This window comes from Romboutsia sp. (assembly GCF_056995035.1).
Genome location: NZ_JBXKIW010000086.1, coordinates 1 through 24,808, shown reverse-complemented (window position 1 = coordinate 24,808; position 24,808 = coordinate 1). Strand labels below are relative to the sequence as shown.

Annotated in this window: 23 protein-coding genes and 1 riboswitch; of the genes, 20 read left to right on the top strand and 3 right to left on the bottom strand. The window is 27.6% G+C overall.

The features are described 5' to 3' along the window. Positions 1-262: 262 nt before the first annotated feature. From fdhF to AC11VW_RS14060, 4 genes are all read left to right on the top strand, one after another. Positions 263-2,953, top strand: a complete 2,691-nt coding sequence (gene fdhF / locus AC11VW_RS14075) for a formate dehydrogenase subunit alpha (RefSeq protein ID WP_484302071.1) — start codon at positions 263-265, stop codon at positions 2,951-2,953. Positions 2,954-3,061: 108 nt separating this feature from the next. Continuing rightward, positions 3,062-3,697 carry a molybdenum cofactor guanylyltransferase gene (locus AC11VW_RS14070; protein ID WP_484302061.1) on the top strand — a complete coding sequence of 212 codons (636 nt, stop codon included), beginning with the start codon at positions 3,062-3,064 and terminating at the stop codon, positions 3,695-3,697. Then, the gene (fdhD, locus tag AC11VW_RS14065) at positions 3,684-4,448 is read left to right on the top strand and encodes a formate dehydrogenase accessory sulfurtransferase FdhD (protein WP_484302060.1); all 765 of its coding nucleotides are present in this window, start codon (positions 3,684-3,686) and stop codon (positions 4,446-4,448) included. The genes AC11VW_RS14070 and fdhD overlap by 14 nt, the downstream gene beginning before the upstream one ends. 53 nt (positions 4,449-4,501) lie before the next feature. Beyond that, positions 4,502-4,783, top strand: a complete 282-nt coding sequence (locus AC11VW_RS14060) for a hypothetical protein (RefSeq protein WP_484302059.1) — start codon at positions 4,502-4,504, stop codon at positions 4,781-4,783. 148 nt (positions 4,784-4,931) lie between these two features. Here the strand turns inward: AC11VW_RS14060 and AC11VW_RS14055 are convergent, their stop codons facing one another. Further along, on the bottom strand, positions 4,932-5,132 hold the full coding sequence (locus tag AC11VW_RS14055) for a cold-shock protein (RefSeq protein ID WP_026900796.1): 201 nt from the start codon (positions 5,130-5,132) through the stop codon (positions 4,932-4,934). A gap of 440 nt (positions 5,133-5,572) precedes the next feature. Between AC11VW_RS14055 and AC11VW_RS14050 the strand changes: the two genes are divergently transcribed. Beyond that, entirely contained in the window at positions 5,573-7,714 is a 2,142-nt protein-coding gene (locus tag AC11VW_RS14050; protein ID WP_484302058.1) for an adenosylcobalamin-dependent ribonucleoside-diphosphate reductase, read from the top strand. 76 nt (positions 7,715-7,790) lie between these two features. Here the strand turns inward: AC11VW_RS14050 and AC11VW_RS14045 are convergent, their stop codons facing one another. Next, positions 7,791-8,375, bottom strand: coding sequence for a DUF3793 family protein (locus tag AC11VW_RS14045; protein WP_484302057.1), 585 nt, complete (start codon positions 8,373-8,375; stop codon positions 7,791-7,793). A 190-nt stretch (positions 8,376-8,565) separates the two neighbouring features. On the opposite strand from AC11VW_RS14045, the gene AC11VW_RS14040 reads away from it, so the two are divergent. From AC11VW_RS14040 to AC11VW_RS13985, 12 genes are all read left to right on the top strand, one after another. Then, the gene (locus AC11VW_RS14040; protein ID WP_484302056.1) at positions 8,566-9,186 is read left to right on the top strand and encodes a hypothetical protein; all 621 of its coding nucleotides are present in this window, start codon (positions 8,566-8,568) and stop codon (positions 9,184-9,186) included. Positions 9,187-9,289: 103 nt separating this feature from the next. Then, a riboswitch (SAM riboswitch) is annotated at positions 9,290-9,396 on the top strand. A 109-nt stretch (positions 9,397-9,505) separates the two neighbouring features. Then, positions 9,506-10,471 carry a methionine ABC transporter ATP-binding protein gene (locus tag AC11VW_RS14035; protein ID WP_484302055.1) on the top strand — a complete coding sequence of 322 codons (966 nt, stop codon included), beginning with the start codon at positions 9,506-9,508 and terminating at the stop codon, positions 10,469-10,471. Beyond that, complete coding sequence (locus tag AC11VW_RS14030) at positions 10,464-11,213, top strand: methionine ABC transporter permease (protein ID WP_484302054.1); 750 nt, start codon at positions 10,464-10,466, stop codon at positions 11,211-11,213. The genes AC11VW_RS14035 and AC11VW_RS14030 overlap by 8 nt, the downstream gene beginning before the upstream one ends. Positions 11,214-11,260: 47 nt before the next feature. Then, on the top strand, positions 11,261-12,055 hold the full coding sequence (locus AC11VW_RS14025) for a MetQ/NlpA family ABC transporter substrate-binding protein (protein WP_484302053.1): 795 nt from the start codon (positions 11,261-11,263) through the stop codon (positions 12,053-12,055). Between the two features lie 155 nt (positions 12,056-12,210). Continuing rightward, on the top strand, positions 12,211-13,122 hold the full coding sequence (nadA, locus tag AC11VW_RS14020; RefSeq protein ID WP_484302052.1) for a quinolinate synthase NadA: 912 nt from the start codon (positions 12,211-12,213) through the stop codon (positions 13,120-13,122). 4 nt (positions 13,123-13,126) lie between these two features. Next, a complete protein-coding gene (locus AC11VW_RS14015) occupies positions 13,127-14,431 on the top strand; it encodes an L-aspartate oxidase (RefSeq protein WP_484302051.1) in 1,305 nt (434 codons plus the stop codon). Continuing rightward, positions 14,409-15,248: a carboxylating nicotinate-nucleotide diphosphorylase gene (gene nadC / locus AC11VW_RS14010; RefSeq protein WP_484302050.1), complete on the top strand. Its 840-nt coding sequence runs from the start codon at positions 14,409-14,411 to the stop codon at positions 15,246-15,248. The genes AC11VW_RS14015 and nadC overlap by 23 nt, the downstream gene beginning before the upstream one ends. A gap of 115 nt (positions 15,249-15,363) precedes the next feature. Next, entirely contained in the window at positions 15,364-15,639 is a 276-nt protein-coding gene (locus AC11VW_RS14005; protein ID WP_484302049.1) for a hypothetical protein, read from the top strand. A 35-nt stretch (positions 15,640-15,674) separates the two neighbouring features. Beyond that, positions 15,675-16,520 (top strand): DegV family protein, encoded by an 846-nt coding sequence (locus tag AC11VW_RS14000; protein WP_484302048.1) that lies wholly within the window; start codon positions 15,675-15,677, stop codon positions 16,518-16,520. A gap of 290 nt (positions 16,521-16,810) precedes the next feature. Beyond that, positions 16,811-17,449 carry a DNA-3-methyladenine glycosylase gene (locus AC11VW_RS13995; protein ID WP_484302047.1) on the top strand — a complete coding sequence of 213 codons (639 nt, stop codon included), beginning with the start codon at positions 16,811-16,813 and terminating at the stop codon, positions 17,447-17,449. A gap of 70 nt (positions 17,450-17,519) precedes the next feature. Beyond that, complete coding sequence (gene lepB / locus AC11VW_RS13990) at positions 17,520-18,056, top strand: signal peptidase I (protein WP_484302046.1); 537 nt, start codon at positions 17,520-17,522, stop codon at positions 18,054-18,056. A 105-nt stretch (positions 18,057-18,161) separates the two neighbouring features. Continuing rightward, positions 18,162-19,433, top strand: coding sequence for a SulP family inorganic anion transporter (locus AC11VW_RS13985; RefSeq protein ID WP_484302045.1), 1,272 nt, complete (start codon positions 18,162-18,164; stop codon positions 19,431-19,433). A 138-nt stretch (positions 19,434-19,571) separates the two neighbouring features. Here the strand turns inward: AC11VW_RS13985 and AC11VW_RS13980 are convergent, their stop codons facing one another. Continuing rightward, positions 19,572-20,696, bottom strand: coding sequence for a DUF1002 domain-containing protein (locus AC11VW_RS13980; RefSeq protein ID WP_484302044.1), 1,125 nt, complete (start codon positions 20,694-20,696; stop codon positions 19,572-19,574). Between the two features lie 436 nt (positions 20,697-21,132). Between AC11VW_RS13980 and AC11VW_RS13975 the strand changes: the two genes are divergently transcribed. From AC11VW_RS13975 to AC11VW_RS13965, 3 genes are all read left to right on the top strand, one after another. Beyond that, a complete protein-coding gene (locus AC11VW_RS13975; RefSeq protein ID WP_484302043.1) occupies positions 21,133-21,645 on the top strand; it encodes a hypothetical protein in 513 nt (170 codons plus the stop codon). Between the two features lie 464 nt (positions 21,646-22,109). Beyond that, entirely contained in the window at positions 22,110-22,994 is an 885-nt protein-coding gene (locus AC11VW_RS13970; protein ID WP_484302042.1) for a sigma-70 family RNA polymerase sigma factor, read from the top strand. Positions 22,995-23,457: 463 nt separating this feature from the next. Then, positions 23,458-24,808 (top strand): dynamin family protein (locus AC11VW_RS13965; RefSeq protein ID WP_484302041.1); only part of this gene is annotated, 1,351 nt, incomplete at its 3' end.

Genomic DNA, 24,808 nt, shown 5'->3' with positions numbered 1-24,808 from the left:
AATTATATAAATGAAGGTGTCTCAAAATGATTTTTAAAAATCATTTTGAGACACTTTTTTTGTATAAATAATGAGTGTAAAAATATGATTATGTATTTTCTAAATAAATTTTAAATTTCCCAATTGATATTAAAATTATCGAAAAATATCATATTAAAGAAGGAATAAGCATATTAAAAGACGAAAGTATATAAAGTATATATAGTTGAATATAGCTTATTATTATAAAAGTATATAAAAACTTATCATAGGGGGGAACATAGTGATAAATGTAACCATAAACAACACGCCACTAAGTGTTGAAAAGGGGACTACAATATTATCAGCATGCAAGAGTATAGGGATAGAGTTACCAAACTTTTGTAATGATGATAGGTTAAATCCAAGTGGTCTTTGTAGAATGTGTGTAGTAGAAGTTAAAGGCTCTAAAAATCTAGAAGTAGGTTGTGCAACTTTTGTAAAAGAAGGTATGCAAGTACAAACAAACAGTCCTAAAGTAAGAAATGCAAGACGTGAAATATTAGAACTTATGATATCAGATCATCCATTAGAGTGTACAACCTGTGAAAGAACAGGTTCTTGTAAACTGCAAGATTATTCAAGTATATATTTACATAATTTCAAACCTAAATATGAAAATACTCCTAAAAAATTGCCAGTTGACGACAGCAATCCATTTTATTATTATGACCCTAACAAGTGCATATTGTGTAAAAAATGTATAAGAGTATGTGATGAGCTTCAAGAAGTAAGTGCGATAGATGCAGTTGATAGAGGTTATCATACAGAGATAAAACCATTTTTTAGAGAAAAGTTAGATGATTCAAGTTGTGTATCTTGTGGTAACTGTGTGTCGGTTTGTCCAGTAGGAGCATTAGTTCCTAAAAATGCAGAATTTTACAATACGGAAAAAGTAAAAACAACTTGTTCATACTGTGGAGTTGGATGCCAATTAGAATTATCAGTTAAAGATGATAGAGTAGTAGGAAGTCAACCTATAGAAAATGCTGTTAATGATGGATTACTATGTGTAAAAGGTAAATTTGGATATAAATTTATAAATCATGAAGACAGATTGAAAAAACCATTAATAAAAAGAGATGGAAAATTTGAAGAAGCAACATGGGAAGAAGCATATGATTATATAGCTCAAAATCACGATAGAATTAAAACTGATTTTGGAAGCGATTCAATGGCAGGACTATCTTCAGCGAGATGTAGTAATGAAGAAAACTACTTATTCCAAAAAATGATAAGAGGAGTAATAGGAACAAATAACATAGACCACTGCGCTCGACTCTGACATTCTTCAACAGTTGCAGGGCTTGCAACTACATTAGGTAGTGGTGCTATGACAAATAGCATAGAAGAAGTAAAAGATTTAAATTCTATATTTGTAATAGGTTCAAATACAACAGAAAATCATCCTGTAATAGGAATAAAGATAAAGCAAGCAGTAACAAAGGGTGCCAAGTTAGTAGTAGCGGACCCTAGAAGAATAGAATTAGCAGATCGTGCAGATGTATTTTTACAGATAAAACCAGGCACGAATGTTGCACTTTTAAATACTATGATGAATGTAATAATATCTGAGAATCTACAAGATATAGATTACATAAAAGAAAGAACAGAGAACTATGAAGCTTTAGTAGAGTTAGTAAAAGACTATACACCAGAAGAAGGATCAAAAATTTGTGGTGTAGACAAAGAAGATATAATAAAAGCTGCTAGAATATATGCTGAGGCTCAAAATGCTGCAATATTCTATTCAATGGGTATAACTCAACATTCAAAAGGAACTCATAATGTTATGAGTGTATCAAACTTAGCTTTACTTTGTGGAAATTTAGGTAAAGAGTTTGGTGGTGTAAATCCACTTAGAGGACAAAATAATGTTCAAGGTGCTTGTGATATGGGAGCACTTCCTAATGTATTTACAGGGTACCAAAAGGTAGCTGATGAAGAAATAGTACAAAAGTTTGAAAAAGCATGGAATGTTAAATTATCTAGAAATGTAGGTTTAACAGTTCCAGAGATAACTCATGAAATTGGTGAAGATAAAATTAAGTTCCTATATATAATGGGAGAAAATCCAATGATATCAGATCCAGATATAAATCATATACAAAAAGCTTTTGAAAAATTAGATTTCTTAGTTGTTCAAGATATATTCTTAACAGAGACAGCAGAATTTGCAGATGTAGTACTTCCTGCAGCATCATTTGCAGAAAAAGATGGAACATTTACAAATACAGATAGAAGAGTTCAAAGAATCAGAAAAGCAATAGAACCTGTAGGAGACTCAAAACCTGATTGGGTTATACTTATGGAAGTTATGAATAAATTAGGATATGATAAAATATACGAAAATCCTAGTCAAATAATGGATGAAATAAGTATACTTACTCCTTCTTATGGGGGAATCAACTATGATAGAATAGAAAATGATGGATTACAATGGCCATGTCCAAGTTTAGACCATCCAGGAACTAAAGTATTACATGTAGGTAAATTTGCAAAAGGAAGAGCAACATTTGTACCATGTGATTACACATTAAGCTTTGAAGGTTTAAGTGAAGAATATCCATATACACTTGTAAATGGAAGAATATTATATCATTATCATACAAGAACAATGACAGGAAGAGTAGAAGGATTAAATCAAAAAGCACCACATTCGTATATAGAAGTGAATCCTATAACGGCTAAAAAACTTGGATTTGAAGATAATGAGAAAATAAAAGTTGCATCAAAACGTGGGGAAATAGAGACATTTGTTAAGATAACAGATATAGTGGATGAAGATGTGTTCTTTATGCCTTTCCACTTTGCAGATGGAGCAGCAAACTATCTTACAAATACAACACTAGATAGCATAAGTAAAGTTCCAGATCTTAAAGTTTGTGCTATAAAAGTTGAAAAAATTAATGTGGCTCAAATAGTTACGGCATAAATAATTATGACTAGTAAAGAGAAATAAATTCAGTTTAATATAAAAAATAAGGATATAAGCAGCTAAGTTTATATCCTTATTTAAAATTATAAAGTTAGGATGGTAAGTATGGACAATTTTAAAAGTGCAATAATTCTAGCTGGAGGTCAAAGTTCAAGAATGGAATTTGACAAGCAATGTTTGATCATAAATGAAAAAAGATTAATATTTGAGATAGCTAGAAAATTAGAAAATCATTTTGATGATATAACAATAGTAACTAACAAAAAAGAATATTATAAAGATTGTAAGTACAATGTAGTAAGTGATGAAATAAAAAATATGGGGCCTTTAGCAGGTATAGCAGTAGGTCTAAAGCAGAGTTTAAGTGATTATGTGTATTTTATAGCTTGCGATATGCCAAATATTGATGGTAGATACATAAATTATTTAAAAAGCAAAGTAGAAAAAGATATTCAAACTAAAAAGAGTTTTGATATATATATATCAAATATTAATAATAAAATACAACTTTTCCAAGGTTTCTATAAAAAGGAACTCAGCCATGAAATAAAGGATTATTTACTTTATGGCAGCAAAAGATCCGTAATAAGTTTTTATGAAAGAACTAATAAAAATGTTAGTTATATAGATGGAAAAGAATTTAGAGAGCATGAGTTTAGAAATGATATATTTATAAATTTAAATACAAAAGAAGAATTAAATTTATACAAAAGGGAAGTTGAAAATTATGAATGTAGTTAAAAAATATAGTATTAAAAGATATGAATCGCAGTCAATTGAAAGAATAATAGATTCTGTTATAGTTGAATATCTATTTACTATATTCTTAGATGGAGAAGAATTTATAACTTTAACATGTACTCCTCAGTCTTTAAAAGAGCTAGCAATTGGATTTTTACATTCAGAAAGTATAATAGAAAGTATAAATGATATAAATAATATAGAGTTATTTGAAGAAAAAGGATATGTAAACATAGAACTTAATAATAAAGATTTATTAAATGAAAAATCCAATAAAAAAAGAATTATAACTTCAGGATGTGGAAAAGGAAGTATCTATTATAACGAATTAGACAAGCTAAAAGTAAATATTAATTCATATAATAGGAATATACAATATTCTTGTGTTTCTAAGATTATGAATGAATTTAATAAAATGTCTAAGTTATTTTTAGAAACAGGCGGAGTACACAGTGTAGCCCTTAGTGATTTTAATAATATAATATTTTTTGAAGAAGATATAGGTAGGCATAATGCACTTGATAAAATAATAGGAAAATGCTTAGAACAGGATATAGACATTAAAGATAAAGTAATATTAACAAGTGGAAGAATAACATCCGAAGTGATTTTAAAATGTGCAAAGCTAAATATAAATTGTATAATATCAAGATCAGCTGCAACTAATGTAGCAATTGATTTAGCTAATATTGTAAATATGAGCCTTATAGGTTTTGTTAGAGGAAATAGAATGAATATTTATTCAGAGTAATTAAAATGTATTATGGACAAACTTACTAGTAAGAATTAGTAGGAGGAATTTTTATGATACAATCTATGTTTGAAAATAAGAAAATAAAAGTAGAATATATAGAGAAATATATAAGTGAAGCCACAAATATAACATATATTTTTAGAATATGTATAAAAGACTTTGATACGCCTACATTAAATATAGAGTATGATGCTATTGAAGAAATAATATCTAAAACATATATAGAAAATGATGAACTAGCAAATATACCTAAAAGTCATGTTGTATATAAGATGTTTAGCTTAATTGAGTATGAAGTAATTGAAATTATACGATTTATAATAAAACATTAATAAAAAAGGTAATATTATTTTAAATGAGTATTTTGTTAAGTACTCATTTTTATTTTTGTAATAAAACATAATAGAAAATAAAAATAGACAACCAAAAAAGAAGCTATAAGCTTCTTTTTCTTGAAATAAAAATATATATTAAATATAATTATATTCTATTTACGTTTTCAGCTTGAGGTCCTCTAGCTCCTTGAGTTATCTCAAAGCTAACCTTTTCGCCTTCTTCTAAAGTTTTGTATCCATCACCTTGTATAGCTGAGAAATGTACGAAAACATCTTCTCCACCGTCTACTGATATGAATCCAAATCCTTTTTCACTGTTAAACCATTTTACTATTCCGTTTTTCATTATAAAAAACCTCCGTGTATTTAAAAATCCAAACCTATTAACTAAGCTTGTGAAATAATTATAACTTAAAAAGATCAAAAAAACAAGTAGTAGATCAAAAAAAAATCAGAAAAACTGAAAATTAAAAACGACAATTTTTGTAAAAATTAATTTATAAATATTTAAATTAATAGATTTAATTTATGGAGTATATAACATACTAAATTGAATTTAAAATTAAAGTGATTTATGGTAAGAATTAATAAAATCAAATAAAAATTTATTAGTAATATAAAATACATTCTCTTGGAAACATAAATATATCTAATCGAAGGTGTTTTTTTATTTAGACACAATATATAGTATTTTATTTGAAAAATATACAATATATTGTGTTGAGATAGAAAATGTGGGTATAAATTGAAAATGAAAGACAATAAAGAAAATTGGAGTGTAAAATCATGAAAATAATAAAAAGAGATGGAACTAAAGAGATATTTGATAAAAATAAAATATTTAATGCGGTTTATAAATCTACAATAAATAGTAAATTTAGTATAGATGAAGAGTTAGCTAAATCTATAGCTTTGAATATAGAGAACAAAGTTAATTCTTCTGAGAAAGAAATAAGTGTAGAAGAGATACAAGATATGGTAGAACTATTATTAATGGAATCGAATAGAAAAGATGTGGCTAAAAAATACATTCTATATAGAGAAAAGAGATCAGATTTAAGAAAATCTAAATGGCAAATGGATGAGTTACAAAAATCTATTTGGAGTAACAAATATCAATACAATCATGAAAACTTTAATGAGTGGTTAGAAAGAATATCAGGTGGAAATAAAAAGATAGAAAAATTAATAAGAGAACGAAAATTCTTATTTGCAGGAAGAATACTAGCTAATAGAGGGCTGCCTAAAGATGGTATAAAAGTAACTTACTCTAATTGTTATGTACTACAACCACCAGAGGATAATTTAGAATCTATATTTGATACAGCAAAATATTTAGCAAAAACATTTAGTTATGGTGGAGGTGTAGGAATTGATATATCAAATCTTAGACCAAAAGGTTCAAGAGTACATAATTCTGCTAAAAGCACAACTGGAGCAGTGTCATTTATGGATCTTTACTCAATGACTACAGGACTTATAGGACAAAGAGGAAGAAGAGGAGCACTTATGATATCTATGGATGTAAATCATCCTGACATCGAAGAATTCATAGACATAAAAACAGATTTAGAAAAGGTAACGAAAGCTAATCTATCAGTTAGAATAAATGATGAATTTATGAATGCAGTAGAAAATAAAGAAATTTATGAGTGTAAATTTGAAATAAAAGATACTAATGAAGTCATAATAAAAGAAGTAGACGCTTACAAATTATTTATGAAGTTTATAACTAATAACTGGGATTTTGCAGAACCTGGAATATTATTTTGGGATAATATAGAAAAAAGTCATTTATTAAGTGAGGATAAAGACTTCAAATATGCGGGAGTAAATCCTTGTGCTGAAGAACCATTACCAGAGGGTGGAAGTTGTTTATTAGGTTCTATAAATTTAGGAGAATTCATAGTTGAGCCATTTACGGAAAGCGCAATATTTGATATCGAAAAATTTAAGTCATGTGTATCAGACTGTGTTATAGGTTTGAATGAAGTATTAGAAGAAGGGCTTAGCTTACATCCTCTAGAATTACAAAGGGAAACTGTATCAAAATATAGACAAATAGGGCTAGGTGTTATGGGTATAGCGGATATGCTTATAAAGCTAAGTATAAGATATGGTAGTGAAAAATCTATAAATTTATGCGAGAAAATATCAAAAATAATGCTTAATGAAGCAGTAAAACAATCAGCATTATTAGCCAAAGAACTAGGAACATATGAAAAATATAATAAAGAAGCTGTTTTAAGTTCAAAATTCTTTATAAATAATATAGATGAAGATGTTAAGGAAATAGTAGCAAAATATGGTCTAAGAAATTCACAAATACTTACGATACCTCCAACTGGTTCAATATCAACAATGTTAGGTATAAGTGGAGGGATTGAGCCAATGTTTAATACCTCATATACAAGAAAAACAGAAACACTACATGACAAAGATGTATATTACAAAGTATATACGCCTATAGTTTCTCAGTATATGAATATAAATGAGATAGAAAATGAAGAAAATTTACCAGATATATTTGTAACTGCAATGAATTTAAAACCGAGTGAAAGAATTCAAATGCAAAAAGCATGGCAAAAAAATATAGATGCATCAATATCTTCTACAATAAATCTTCCTCATGAAGTTACAGTGGAAGAAGTCTATGATATATATGTACAAGCTTGGAAAAATCAATTAAAAGGAATAACTATATATAGAGATGGATGCCAAAGAAATGGCATACTTTTAAATGAAAAGCCTAAAAAAGCTAAAAAAGATAATTTATATGAAGAAAATAATACAAATGTAGAAGATGAGATATCTACAACTATCCATGAGGTAGAAAATTTTGTATGCCCAGAGTGTAAAAATGAATCAGTAATACCTACAGGTGGATGTGGAATATGCCTACAATGTGGATATAGTAAGTGTAATTAATATAAAATTAAAAGTTAATCAGATATGCAGAAAGTCTAGAGTGAAAGCTCTAGACTTTTTGTATATAATTTATATTTTAGAGAGATGTAAGTATAAGCTTAGCACTTTTAGAATTTAGCATATCTCTAATTTTTTGACGATGACTTAAGAACTTTGAATATAAGTCTTCGGATGGTTTTGGATCACCATAAACTCTCCAACACTTTGTATTGTGAAATTTATAATTTCCATATCCCATAAAACCAACGACATCTTTAAGTGGATAACCTAGAAAAATTCCTATTTCATCAGGGAAGTTATGACCTTCTAGTTTTTCAATTAAATGGTCTAAACAAGAATTAACATCCACTACATTTTGATATCCTAAAAATTTCAAGAAGTTTTGTATTTTTATATTGTCAAGTTGAGTAGCTAAAGATTCTTTATTTACAAATAAGATTTTTAAGCCTTTTTCTTTTTTATCTATAACTATAAATTCAACTTTAGAACATAGGCTAAAATGATTTTTTATATCGTTTAATTTAATTTCTTTGTTAATATCAAATCTAGGGATATTAAGTATTTCAGAAGGCTTAGAACCCATAAGTACTGGACCAAGTAATTCTAGAAGCCATTTTATATATGATGAATTTATTTTATTTTTACAAGAATAACAGCTCATAATTATTTCTCCTTATTGATAATGATTATTAATATAATTAAATTATACATGTAATGATAATCGATATCAACTAAAAAATATAATAAAATTTTTGAATTTACAAATACTATTATAGTTAAGATTAATAAATATAAGTTAATATACTTATATAACTAAAATTCAAAAGATAAAATAGGAGGAAAACAAGAATATGAAATCTAAAAAAGTACTAACAATAGGAATGTCTTTAGCAATAGCAATGGGAGCAACAGCGTGTACTAAAAAAGAAGTAGTACCAAAAACAACAGCACCAAATAAAACAACAACAGCTCAAAGTGGTCAAGAAAAGGTTGCTTTAGATGAGAATTATGCAAAACAGTATTCAGAGTATTATGGAAATTACAGTACGACTTTAAAAAATTATGAACTTTACTCAACTCCAGAAAGTTTAACTGAATATTATAAGACGAATAAATATCCAGGAAATGAAAAACATCTAGAAAATGTAAAAGCAGCATATAAAGATAGCAGAGATAAGATGCAAACTTTTGTTAACTCACTAAAAAATGATGTAAAAACAAAAGATCCTGACTTAAAGAAAATGAATGATAATTTAATAGCAGAAGGTGAAAAAACAATAGCAGATATAGATGCCAATATAAAAAAATTAGATGCAATTCCAAAGGATGCAATGGCTAAGCCACAAGCCGAATTTATAAAAATAGTTAATGAAGCTACAACAGTTAAAGATCAAACTAAGAGTGATTTTACAAAAATGCTTGAAGATATGAATAAGAAGTTAAATATAGCACCTAATAAAACGAATAAATAAGAAAATTTAAAAAAATAAGAAAAATGATTGACAAATATTACAGTGATGTATACTATATAAAATATAGAAAATAAAAAAAGTTAAAAAATAAAAATTAAATACTTCCTTATCAAGAGAGGTGGAGGGACTGGCCCTATGAAACCCGGCAACCAGTATATATTTATATACATTGGTGCTAAATCCTGCAGCTAATTAGCTGAAAGATGGGTATAAATTGCTTATAAAGCCTAAGTTTATACTTAGGCTTTTATTGTATTTAAAATAAGATATAAGTATTTAACTATGTTTTAAATTGGAAGTAACGGGGGAGGAAGATTATATGATTAGTATTAAAAATGTGAGTAAGTATTATGGAAATACGAAGGTATTAAAAGATGTAAATATTAAGATTGCAGAAGGCGAAATATTTGGAATAATAGGTCATAGTGGTGCTGGAAAGTCAACACTACTTAGATGTATAAATGGATTAGAAGATTATAAAGAAGGAAGCGTCCTAGTAGGAATAGAAGAAGTAAAATCTTTAAATGAAAAAAAGTTAAGAATACTAAGAAAAGATTTAGGAATGATATTCCAAAATTTTTCATTACTTGAGAGAAAAACAGTATTTGAAAATGTAGCATTGCCGCTAGAATGTTTCAAATATTCAAATGAAGAAATAAATAAAAGAGTTTTAGAACTATTAGATTTAGTAGGAATAATTGATAAAAAAGATGATAAACCAAGAAATTTAAGTGGTGGTCAAAAACAAAGGGTAGCAATAGCGAGAGCCTTAGCTCTAAATCCGAAAGTACTTCTTTGTGATGAAGCAACATCAGCTCTAGATCCTAATACTACAAAATCAATACTATCATTACTTCAAGATATAAATAAAAAATTAAATATTACTATAATAATGGTAACTCATCAGATGGAAGTAATAAAGCAAATATGTACTAAAGTTGCAATAATGGAAAATGGAGAAGTTTTAGAAATTGGTGATACAGAAGAGATATTTTTACAAAATACAAAGGGACTTAGAAAGTTAATAGGAGAAGAAAATATAGTTCTACCTAGTGGAAGCAATATAAAAATATTATTTCCAAAAGAAATTTCAAATAACACCCTAATAACAAATATGGCGAGAGAGTTAGATATAGATTTTTCAATAGTATTTGGTAGATTAGAAAAATTTAGAGAAGATATATTAGGTTCTCTTATTATAAATACACATGAGGAAAATAATCGAAAAGTTAAAAATTACTTAAATAGTAAAAATATAAGATGGGAGGAGATTGCAAATGACTAGCTTAAGTGAATTTGTAAATAAAATTTTACTAGAGGCATTATTAGAAACATTATATATGATAACAGTACCTGCAATATTAGCCACAATAATAGGATTTGTATTAGCAATAATATTAGTAGTTACAAAGGAAGATGGGCTAAAACCTAATAATAGTATAAATAAATCATTAGGCTTTATAGTAAATACCATTAGAAGTTTTCCTTTTATGATACTTATAGTCGTTTTAATACCACTTACAAGAATTATAGTTGGAACAAGTATAGGAGAAACAGCGACAATAGTTCCTATAACAATTGGTTCAGCACCATTTATAGCAAGGATAATAGAAGGAGCACTTAATGAAGTTGATAAAGGTTTAATAGAAGCTGCTAAATCATTTGGAGCTACTAAGAGCCAAATTATATTTAAAGTTATGATAAAAGAAGCTATGCCATCAATTGTATCAGGTGTCACTTTATCTGTAATATCAATACTAGGTTACACTGCAATGGCAGGGGCAATAGGTGCTGGAGGACTTGGAAGCGTAGCACTTACTTATGGGCATCAAAGATTTGACACAGCTGTAATGATATATACTGTAATAACTCTTATAATATTAGTTCAAATAATACAAGGGCTAGGAAATTTTGCATACAATAGACTAAAATATGGGGAAAATTTAAAAGTTAAAAACCATAAAGGAAGTGTTTCAAATAATGATATTTCAGTTAAAACAAACACTGAATTAAATGAGAATGTATAAATAGTAAAAGCTTATAAAAATATTAAAAATAAATGGGGGAATTAAAAATGAAATTTAAAAAATTATTAACTTTAGCATTATCATCAGCAATATTAGTATCAGTAGTAGGATGTAGTAAGGGAACTGACGACAATAAAATAGTAGTAGGAGCATCATCAAGTCCTCACGCTGAGATATTAGAAGTAATAAAACCACAGTTAGAAGAACAAGGATATGAATTAGAAATAAAAGTATTTGACGATTATATATTACCAAATACAGCGCTAGATGAAGGTTCATTAGATGCGAATTATTTCCAACATGTACCGTATTTAGAAGAGACAATAAAAGAAAAAGGATATAAACTTACGTATACAGAGAAAGTACATTTAGAGCCAATTGGATTATATTCAGATAAAGTAAAGTCGTTAGATGAAATAAAAGAAAATTCAACAATAGCGATACCAAATGATCCTACAAATGGAGCAAGAGCACTTAAGTTACTAGCAGATAATGGTTTGATAAGCATTAAAGACGGAGAACTTATAAGTATAAAAGATATAATTGAAAATCCTAAGAATATAGAAATAAAAGAAATGAATGCAGAACAACTTCCAACAGTACTTAAAGATGTTGAAGGGGCAGTAATAAACACTAACTATGCATTAAGTGCAAAGTTAAACCCAACTAAAGATGCAATAGTAATAGAATCGAAAGATTCTCCATATTCAAATATACTGGCTGTAAGAGAAGACAATAAAGATAGTGAAAAAATAAAAATATTATCAAAAGCTTTAACTAGCAAAGAAGTAAAAGAATTTATAGAAAAAGAATACCAAGGAAGCATAATACCATCATTTTAATCGAATTAATGAGAAAGAGCATCTAAAAGATGCTTTTTTTTATGAAATTATACACTTATTAATTGATGAATAAAACAAATAATGCTACAATGTCTTTACAGATGCATATACAGTTGGTAAATAAAAACTTATAGAATAGAGAAAGTGGTGTAATTATGGGTAGAGATTTAGTTGAAAAAATACAAAAATTAAAAAGGGAAAAAAATGCAATAATACTAGCACATTATTATCAACCAGAAAATATACAGGAATTAGCTGATGCTGTAGGAGACTCTTATTACCTGAGTGAAGTAGCAAGAGACAGTAGGGAAGAGGTTGTAGTATTATGTGGAGTAAAGTTTATGGCAGAAAGTGCTAAAATTTTATCTCCAGAAAAAACAATATTAATGCCGGTATTAGATGCAGGATGTCCAATGGCAGATATGGCAACTGAAGAAGGAATACTCGAATTAAAAGATAAATATCCAGATGCTTATACAGTATGTTACATAAATTCAACTGCAACAGTAAAATCTCATTGTGATATAGCAGTTACATCATCAAGTGCCTTAGATATATTAAAAAATATATCTAACAAACAAATACTATTTTTACCAGATCAAAATTTAGGTGGATACATAGCAGAGTTTTTCCCAGAAAAAGAATTCATACTTTGGGATGGGTATTGTAAGTATCATCATAATATAAAGAAGGAAGAAATATTAAACTTAAAAAAACAAAATAAAGATGCAAAAGTACTAGTGCATCCAGAGTGTACAAAAGAAGTAAGAGGGCTTGGAGATTATGTAGGAAGTACAACAGGAATAATAGAGTATGCTACAAAAAGTGATACTAAAGACTTTATAATAGCAACGGAAGAAGGCGTATTACATGAACTAAGAAAAAGAAATCCTAACAAGAACTTCTTTATCCCAGGTGGTAAAATATCTTGCATAGATATGAAAAAAACAACACTACAAAACCTATATGATACCCTATTAAATATGAAAAATGAAGTAGTAGTAGATAAAGCAGTTGCAGAGAAGGCATTAAATTGTCTACAAAATATGCACCGTCTAGCTAAGTAAAATAATGAATCAAATTATAGATGTATTAATTGTAGGGTCAGGGGTATCGGGGATTTATTGTGGTTTAAACTTGAGAGAAGATTTAAATGTATTATTAGTAACAAAATCTAAACTAGAAGATACTAACACATACCTAGCTCAGGGAGGCATATCAACAGCTCGAAATGAAGAGGACATAGATTTATTTATAGAGGATACCTTAAAAGCAGGTCAATATAAAAACAACGTAGAGGCAGTAGAAGTATTGGCAAAAGAATCGATAGACAACATAAAAGATCTACTGGCAATAGGAGTTGATTTTGACAAAAGTGATGACGAATTAACCTACACTAGAGAAGGCGCTCATAGCATCAATAGAATAGTTCACACCAAAGATAATACAGGAGAAAGTGTTGAAAAAGCACTTATCAACGAAGTAAAACAAAGAAAAAATATAACTATTTATGAAGATACATATTTTGTAGATTTAATAAGTAATGAGAATGAGTGTAATGGTGCAATACTTATAAAAGATAATAAGCAAATTAACGTATATGCTAAAGTCGTAGTATTAGCGACAGGAGGTATAGGTGGAGTATTTAAAAACTCTACTAATCAAAGAATATTAAATGGAGATGGGATTGCAGTTTCCTTAAAACATAATATAAAATTAAAGGATTTAAATTACATACAAATACATCCAACAGCTTTTTATGAAGAAAACGATAATGAAAAAAAATTTCTAATATCAGAGGCAGTAAGAGGTGAAGGAGGTAGACTTTTAGATATAAATGGAGATAGATTTGTAGAGGAGCTATTACCCAGAGATATAGTTTCAAAAGTCATATATGAGCAAATGGATAAAACAAAAGTACCTTATGTAAATTTAGATATAACCTTTATGGGAGAAGATTATGTAGTCAATAGATTTCCAACGATATACAGAGAGTGTTTAAAAAGAGGTACAGATATTACTAAGGAATATATAAAAGTTTCACCAGCACAACATTACTTTATGGGTGGAATAGAAGTAGATTTAAATTCAAAAACTTCTATGGAAAACCTGTATGCAGTAGGTGAAATTAGTTGTACAGGGGTACATGGTACAAATAGATTAGCCAGTAATTCTCTATTAGAAGGATTAGTTTTTTCTAAGAGAAGTGCGAAAGTAATAAACGATAGTATAGAAGATATAGGCATTAAAGTAAATGATGTATATGAAATAAAAGAAGATGTAGAAGTTTTAATAAAGAAAAATAAAGAAATAGTTATAAAATCGATAAAAGAACAATGTGGGGAGTTTAATGATGAATTATTTGATTATAGATAAAATGATAAAGGATGCTTTAATAGAAGATATTCCAAATGAGGATATAAGTACAAATTGTGTAATAGAAGAAAGTAGTAAATCTACAATAGAGTTGCTATCTAAAGAAGAGGGTATAATAGCAGGACTTGAAGTTTTTGAGAGAGTGTTTGAAATACTAGGAAATGTAGCAGTCTTTTTATATAAAAAGGATGGAGACAAAGTATATCCGAATGAAAAAATAGCATTTCTAAAAGGAAGCACTAGAAATATACTATTAGGTGAGAGAGTAGCACTTAATTTAACACAAAGAATGAGTGGAATAGCGACTTTAACTAATTTATTTGTAAAAGAACTAGAAGGAAGTAATACGAAATTATTAGATACTAGAAAAACTACACCAAATTTGAGACTATTAGAAAAATATGCTGTAAAAGTCGGTGGAGGAAATAATCACAGGTTTAATTTATCAGATGGTGTAATGCTTAAGGATAATCATATAAGTGCATGTGGTGGAATAAAAGAAGCTGTGGCTCTTGCAAGACAAAATACTTCTTTTGTTAGAAAAATTGAGGTAGAAACCGAAAACCTAGAAATGGTAAAAGAAGCACTAGAAGCCAAAGCTGATATTATAATGCTTGATAATATGAATTTAGAAGTAGCATTAGAAGCTGTGAAAATTATAGATAAAAAAGCTATAACTGAGTTTTCTGGCAACGTGTCTCTAGAAAAAATTAAGAAAATAGGAAAAATAGGAGTAGATTATATTTCTGTTGGTGCGTTGACTCATTCTTTTAGGGTATTGGATTTAAGCATGAAAAATTTAAAGAGGATAAATTAATAAAAAAATTATATACAATAAATATATTTATTAATAAGAAGATAGCCAAATTAGGTTATCTTTTTTTATGCATAGTAAATCTAAAAATAGTATTACAATATTCAATATGATATAATTGAAGAGCTTATGCAAAATACATCTAAAAACTTATAAAGAAGACCAAGTAAGAGGAAATAAGAAAATAATACCTAATATAATAAATAGAGTAAAAGAAGTATGTAGTCAAGATTTCAGAGATAGAACTATAGCAATAGCTGTCGGAGATAACTTAGAAGATAGAGAAATAGTAGAACAAGAATTAAACCCAAAGGAAATAATTTTATTAACTATAAATCCTCCAATGTGTTCACATTCAGGACCAGGGTTTATAGGCATTACATGTTTTAAATAGAAAATATTACAAAGCTATAAAAGGGAGTTTTAAAAATGAGCAATATTAAAATAATCTGCGATACAATGAATGATATATCACAAGAAGCAATTGATAAGTACGATATAGAGGTTCTTCCTACAACAATAATATTTGAAGGAAAAGAATATAGATCAGGAGTAGATATAGATGGAGACGAATTTTATAAATTATTAAGAAATTCAGAAAACATGCCATCTACGGCACAAATAACTTATATAACATATAAAGAAAAATTCGAAAAATATATAAAAGAAGGTAAAAAAGTATTATACCTGGCAGGATCATCTGCTGCATCAGGTACATATCAATCATCTATGATGGCAAAAAATGATATTGAAGGTGATGTTTATGTATTTGATACATATAGTTTATGTATAGGTGGAGGTATGTTAATTTATGAAGCCGCCAAAATGGTGGAGCAAGGATATGATATAGAATATATAATAGAAAAATTAGAAGAATATAAAGGAAAATTAGAAGTACATTTCTCCGTTGACTCGCTAGACTACCTACATAAAGGTGGAAGAATATCAGGAACAAAAGCTGCAATAGGATCATTACTTAATATAAAGCCTATTTTAAAAATAGAAGATGGGCTAGTTAAACAAAAGAGTCAAGTAAGAGGAACTAAAAAAATAATTCCTAAATTAATAGAAGAATTAAAATTACAAATTGGAGAGGATTTCTCTGATAAAGATGTATATGTTGTATATGGAGACGATTTAGAACTTCGTGACAAATTCATGGAAAAAGTTAGAGAAGAATTATCTCCTAAAAATGTATATACACTACAAATAGGAGCTTGTGTTGCTTGTCATTCAGGACCAAGTGTTTTTGGAATAGGTTGTTTAAATAAATAATAGCACTACATATAACATAAGATAGTTTTAGTACAGCAACTAATATATCAGGAGATAATGCTATTGTAGTAGAGATCGATGTACTTAATAATAAATAGAATAAAAAGATGAAAAAATTAAATACAAGAAATTATCATAAAATAATAAAAACCTTCTTAAATATAAGTAGGCTTTTATTATGCTTAAAAACAGTGTAAAGTATAAGATAGGATGCTGAATGAATAAAGATTAATATAGATGGGGTAAGCTAAGTTATAAAATAAATAAAGAGAATTGAAGTGGGGTATAAAATGGACAAAAAATTTTTCAATCAAGATGGCATAAATTTAGCTAAAATTATTCTAGGAAAATACCTAATAAGAAACTATGATGATAAAACGATAATAACTAAAATAGTAGAAACTGAAAGTTATATGGGAATAAATGATAAAGGTGCTCATGTATACAAAGACAAGAAAACAGAAAGAACGAAACCTCTATACTTAAGTGGTGGTCATATATATGTTTACCTGATATATGGAATGTATCATTGTTTAAACATATCTGCAAATATTGAAGGAATACCGGAATGTGTATTAATAAGAGCAGTAGAGCCCATAAAAGGAGTAGAAGAAATTTCTTTTAATAGATTTAAAAAAGAGTACAAAGAGCTAAGTAGTTATCAAAAAAAGAATATAACAAATGGTCCAGGAAAGCTTTGTATGGCTTTAAATATAGATAAAAACCTAAATAGCAAAAGTATATTAGAAAATGAATTGTATATAAGTGATTTTTACTATGATGAAGATAAAAAAATATATAGTGAAGATAGTATTGAAATAGAAAGTAGCAAGCGAATAAATATAGACTATGCCGAAGAAGCTAAAGATTATCTATGGAGATTTTATATAAAAGATAACAAACATGTATCGGTTAAGAAAATAAATTAAAGCATACCTCTTTTGAGGTAGGCTTTTTTATGGTAAAATAAAAGTAAATATACATTTTAAGGAGAAAGTTATGGGTACTAAATTAAAGAAAGAGATTTTGGAATGGATTAAAACAATAGCTTTAGCACTAGTGCTTGCAGCAGTAATAACATCAGTAGTAGCACCTACTATAGTAAGTGGAGAATCAATGTATCCTACATTAAAAGACAAAGATTATTTATTTATAAATAAATTATCATACATAAATAAAGATCCTAAAAGAGGAGATATAATAGTATTTAAAACGGATTTAGTTGATGAGGAGAGTGGTAAAAAGAAAGATTTAGTAAAAAGAGTTATAGGTCTTCCAGGAGAACATATAGTTATAAGAGATAACCAAGTAATAATAAATGATGAAATTCTAGAAGAAGAATACCTAGATGGTGTTTATACTGACGGTGACATAGATATGATAATTCCTGATAATCATATATTTGCTATGGGGGACAACAGACCGAATAGTGGAGATAGTAGACAAGATTATTTAGGAGCTATAGACATAGATGATACAATTGGTAAAGTTATGATAAGACTGTATCCTTTTAACACTATCGGAAAAGTAAATTAATAAGTAAGAATTTTTAGTCGCTAAATATAAATTAGCGATTTTTTTGACTTTAGTTAAAACTAGGAGTATCATGTATAAGGATGCAAAATTGAAAGGAGAAAACACATGTCACCTAAGTTATTTAATATGTTTAAAAATCACGATTTAAGTAGTAATCAAATTAAAAAAGATATAGTAGCAGGTATCATAGTTGCGATAATAGCATTACCATTATCTATAGCACTAGCTATATCTTCAGGCGTATCACCAGAAAAAGGTATTATAACAGCAATATTTGCAGGATTTATTATATCGTTTTTAGGAGGAAGTAAAGTACAAATAGGAGGACCAACAGGAGCATTTGTTGTAATAGTTTATGGAATTGTACAAAATCATGGTATGGAAGGTCTTATAATATCAACAATAATGGCAGGATTTATACTTATTATAATAGGAATTTTAAGATTTGGGGACTTAATAAAGTATGTACCTAAAACTATAACAGTAGGTTTTACAAGTGGTATAGCAATAACTTTACTTATAACACAACTTAAAGATTTACTAGGATTAAAAATCAAAAATGTTCCAGCAGAAGCTTTAGAAAAAACAGAAAGCTATATACACAATATGTATACATTTGATATGATGACTTTTGTAGTAGGAGTAGCATGTATATTAGTCATGATATATTGGCCTAAGATTAATAAAAGTATACCAGGATCGATAATAGCATTAGTTTTAGCAACATCAGTTGTTAATATATTTAATGTTCCAATAGACACAATAGGTAGTGTATACAGTGATATATCTTCAAAAATATCTATGCCAAATATACCTCAAATAACCTTAGAAAAGATAGTTCCATTAATTCAACCAGCGTTTACGATAGCAATACTTGCATGTATAGAATCATTATTATCATGTGTAGTTGCAGATAAAATGATAGATGATAAGCATGATTCAAATATGGAACTTGTAGCACAAGGTCTTGGCAATATAGTATCAGCATTATTTGGAGGAATACCAGCAACAGGAGCAATAGCAAGAACTGCTGCAAATGTTAGAAATGGTGGAAGAAGTCCGATATCAGGTATGATACATGCGGTTGTATTATTTCTTATAATGGTAATTTTAATGCCACTTGCAAAATTAATACCAATGACAGTATTATCGGCTATACTAATAATAGTCTCTTATAATATGGGAGAATGGAAAGAAATGAAAGAAATGTTAAATTTACCTAAAAAAGATGTAATAGTACTTTATACAACTTTTGTACTTACAATAGTATTTGACTTGGTAGTAGCAATAGGAGTTGGAATGGCAATTCACTTAGTATTCAATATAGCAACAAAAGATCATAAATCACATAAATCACAAGAAGTAGAGATAGCATAAAAAATATAAGGAGTATATTTAGCTTATAAAGTTAAATATACTCCTATTTTATATTGTTAAGTTAATTTATTGAGTAGTATTCAAAAAGAGCAGGACTATTAAAAATAGCATTGCTCTTTAAATTTTTCTGAATAAACTTTATTGAGCTTGTGGTATTTCAGATGTTACATTTCCATCTTGCTCAGGGACCATCTCATTAGACTCAGTAGTATTTGCACTTGAATCAGAGTTAAATAATCCAGTGCACCAATTTAAAATTTTATCAAAGAATCCTTCAACCTCTTCACTTGATGGTAAATTAACAGCTTTATCGTCAGTAGCATTTATTTGAACATTATCACCAAGTAAATTATCGTTAGTATTTTCTAATATGCCTAGATTTTTATCTCCTGCAAATAAATTACCAAACCATTCTTTTATACTATCAGATATACCAGAATTATTAACACTTTCACCTAAAGCATTTAAATTCTTATCGATATTAGTAGATACATTTCCTAAAGTATCTTTTATTTTATTGTAGTCATAATCTTGCTGTGCTATTTTCAACATTAGACCTTCAATTTGCTTTAACTGTTCATCACTTAAAGTTATATTGTAATTATTAGTTATATTGTTTATAGTTTCTGCTATTTGAGTAGGATCTTTAGTACCATCTTTTATAATCTCTGTTTTAATATCGTTAATTAATCCGGTAGCTTTATCTTGACCGACTTCATCTCCTAAATCTCCAGTAGTAATTAATTCTTCAGTTGCTAATTCTTTTTTATCCTCAGGTAAAGCCTCACCAGTTGCATCTTCAAATGCCTTCATAACACCAGTTAAACCACCAGTACCAGAAACTGCAAATGGTGCAGCGACTACAACGTTAGCATCCTCAATACCTGCAGTCATTAGTGTTGTTGCTATCATAGAACTTGTAACCCAAGTTAAGTTAGCAGTTTTAACGTTTATACCATTTCCTTTAGAAGTTGGTTCAACGTAAGAACATGAAATAGTTACTTTTCCAAGTTGAGCTTCATTAGCAACTCCTTGTAAATATTTTCTCTCATCTGCATTATTAACTTCTAGAATTACAGCTTCGTTTTCGTTAACTCCAAAATATTTTAACATCTGCTCTTTTTGTTCTGGTTTTAAATTTGCACCAAGAGTTACAACTTTTGTACTATCTGCAAATGCAACTGAAAGAGTTGATAAGCTAAGTGCAAAAGTAAGTGTTATTGCTACAGCTTTCTTTTTTAAATTTTTAAATCTTTTATTCATAAATTTTCATTCCTTTCAACTTTAAAAATTAAACCATAATATATCCCCGATATAGTATACTATAAACTATTTTTAAGGGGAAGGGAATTACAAGTTGGTAACAAAATACAGAAAATTATGCCATAAACCTGATTTTAGTGTATTAATCAATATTTTATACTGAAAAATATTTTTAGAGTTTGCTTATATAAAACTAAAAAATAAACCATTATAAATATATTGTATATGGATTTTAGATATGCTTGTAGGATAAAATAAGTGTAAAATATAGTATTAAAAAATGTGAAAAATAGTTTTTTTAAAAAAATATTGGGTATAAATAAGTTATATTTATAATTATTTTATTGTTATAGATTGAAAAAACTATAAATGTAGTATACTATAAATAAGGAAAAGTTTGGACAACCAATAGCTGCAAACTGAGAGGAGAATTACTATGTCAAAGCAATTAGTAAAAGAAAGAGTTATAAAGTACTTAATGGAGGACTTATTAGTTCCACAAGATATGATAGACACGGATGTTGCATTATCTGAATTTGAAGAAGGTGCAGAAGGAATGTTAGATATAGTTGTTAACGTAAAAGATAAAGAAGACTACTATGCACCAGTTATGATAGTACATTGTATGGATGAAGATATAGCATTAGAAGGGGAAGTTGTGCAAAAGCAAATAGACTTCTTAGAAGATGTAGATAATATAACTATGGCAGGAAGATTAGTATTAACTAATGGAGATGCTATGATGTATGCTGATTGGACTGGAGAAGAATATGATACAGAAGCATCACTTCCAACATATGAAGTAATGGTAGAAGAATTCTTCAAGATGGAAGATTTAGCTAAAGAAGAAGAACACAATCATAAACATGAAGATGGTCATGAATGTTGTGGTGGACACGGTGAAGGAAACGACTGCGGTTGTGGAGATGACTGTGGATGCAAACACTAATAAAAAATACATAAATATACGAACTTGACTATATTTTTTAATGATGTTATTATTAAAGGGTTAAAAATTCTCTATAAAACCGTAAGTGTTGGGGCAAACGCTAAGGATTTATTAATAGGGGTGTTTATAACGTCGTTCGAGGAAAAAAGACTGCAAATTTGCGGTCTTTTTTTCTTTTTTTGTATAAATTTACTGTAAAAATAAAAATTTATAATTTAAAATAAATAATATTTTTCACGATTTGTAATACAATAAAGCTTTAAACTTATTTAAAATAAAAAAAATATAAAAAAAAGAAGGAAATTTGATATGAGAAGTAGAATATTAGATAAATAAATTTATTGACATTTAAGTTAGATTGAATGGAATTTTTTTATAATAATAATCATATTATAAAAATAGATGAAGCTACAAGTACTTGACCACTTCAATTAACAAATTATATGGATAGAAGGAGTTATATTATGGGGGCTAAAAAGGAACACGCTTATGAGAATTATATTTATGGGGATACATCAAATACATCAAATGCGATGAAAATGTACTTAAAAGAAATAGAAGAATACAAAATGTTATCTGCGGCGGAGGAAGTAGAGTTAGCAAAAGCAATAATTAACTCTTCACCACAAGCCAAGGAACAATTTATAAATGCGAACTATAGATTGGTTGTAAGTATTGCTAAAAAATATAGAAAAGAAAGCGTTGATATGCTTGATTTAATTCAAGCAGGGAATATTGGACTTATAAAGGCTGTAGAGAAATACGACTATAGAAAGGGATTTAAGTTTAGTACATATGCAACTTGGTGGATAAAACAAAGTATCACAAGATATATAGATGATTGTGAAAATACAATTAGAATACCAGTACATCTGCATCAAAGAATAAACTTTGTAAAAAGAAAAAAACAAGAACTTGCAAATATTCTTCAAAGAGATCCTAGCTTAGATGAACTTGCAGAAATTTGTGAACTTGATGTTCAAAAAGTTATAGATATATTAAAAAGAGATAAAAATGTAGTATCTTTAGATACACCTATAAAAGAAGATGAAGATAGTAGTTTGGTAGAATTCATACCATCAGACCCAAACTTTGCTGACGTAGTAATGCACGAAGTTGAGCAAAATAACTTAAGAGATAAAATAGAAGAATTACTAATAGGCCTTAGCGAACAAGAACAAAGGGTGCTTAGAATGAGATTTGGCCTTGAGGATGATACGCCTAAAACTTTAGAGGAAATAGGTAAAGTATTCGGTGTAACTAGAGAAAGAATAAGACAAATCGAAGCTAAAGCAATAAGAAAATTAAGACATCCAAGTAGACTAAAACAATTAAAACATTTCTATTAATAGATTATAAGTAGGGGGAATTTCCTCCTGCTTATTTTTATGGTAAATAAAACTATAGTTCCTCATATCTGTAGATAAATACAATTTACAGATATCTCGTAGAAAGGTTTTCCTTAGGATTCTCTTTAAATAAATGATAGCACAAAACATATAAGAAAACATCTAAATAAACATAATTTTTTTAATTCTAAGAAATTATACTACAACTAAATATATAATAAATTAATGTAATATAACATTTAAACCTATTTATAGTAAATATTATAAATTTAATTCAAATAATTTATATTGTCTTAGGGAAGTATATATTTTCCATTTGATTTTATTACCTTTTTATATACTTCAGGTCTTGAAAATACAAACTGTTCATATAATATAAAGAGTTATAGTTTAATATATGAAAAAAATAAATAAAGTGAAATTCAAATTAATAAGCTTATGTGCAATATAAAGGAATGATAGTATGTATGCTAGTAGACATGAAGAGTTAGAAAAAATGATGAATATAATGAATGAACTAAATAATATGATAAATTTACTTAAACAAGATATTGATTATACAAATGAAACTAAGTCTAACAAAGCTTTAAGATATATAGAAAATAGAATGCATGAAAACATAGAAAGTATAAAAGAACTTGAAGAGCCATTTTTATTATTTATAATGGGATCTGGTAATTATGGAAAATCAACTTTAATAAATACATTACTAAAACAAAACATATTAAAAAGTAATGATATACCAAACACATGGAAATTAGATTTATTTACAAAATCAAATAGTGAAAAAATGGAAATAACCTATAAGGATAATACTAAAATAATAAAAAGTTTACAGGATGGAAATAAATTTTTAAAAAAAGAAGAAGAAAAATTTAAACAGTCAAAAAGAAAAGTATCTAAGATTGTATCTAGTTATAAAAAGATGAATAGAGCTACTATAAATGAACTTAAAGAATATAAAAATCAACAAGAAAATAAGTACTTATATAAATCAGATATAGTACAAATAAAGTATTACTTAAAAAAGGGAGATATCTTAAGAGACTTTATAATAGTAGATACACCAGGACTTAATCAAACGTTACTTAAAAATACCTTAGATCGTATGAAAGAGTATTATATAAAAGCAGATGGGGTTATATGGTTAATAGATGCTCAAAATATAGTATCAAAAGAAAATAATAAATTGATAGAAGAAATGAACAAAATGGATAGCTTACATAATAATAAAAAGAACATAATAGCTGTTGTAAATAAGATGGATATTATAAGTAAAGATAACATAGTAAAAGTAAGAAGAAAAGCTAATGAAATATATAAAGATAAATTTACTGATATAGTATATATATCAGCAAAAGAAGCTATAGAAGGTATATTAAATAATAATAATGATTTAATGTACAAAAGTAGTATAAATATTCTTTATAAAAGTATAGAAGAAAATTTCATGAAAGTATCTGAAGAAAAGCAAATAGATTCTAAATATAAAAATTTGCTTATTATGAAAGACAATATAATAAATGAATTACACAATTATAAACGAGAATTATATAAAGAAATATCTGTATATAATGAAATACAATTTGACTTGAAACGAAAAACAAAAGAATTATATTCGTATACATTCAATCATATTGAAAAGGTAAAGAAGAAAAATATATGTAATAGTGAAGATCTAAGTGTTTTAAAACAAGATATAGAAAAATTACAGAATCAGTGTAGTTTAGACCTAGAAAAATTATATAAGGTTTTAATTTCGAAAATAAATTTAGATAAAGGTAAAGAAGTAGAAATACTAAACACTAAAGTAT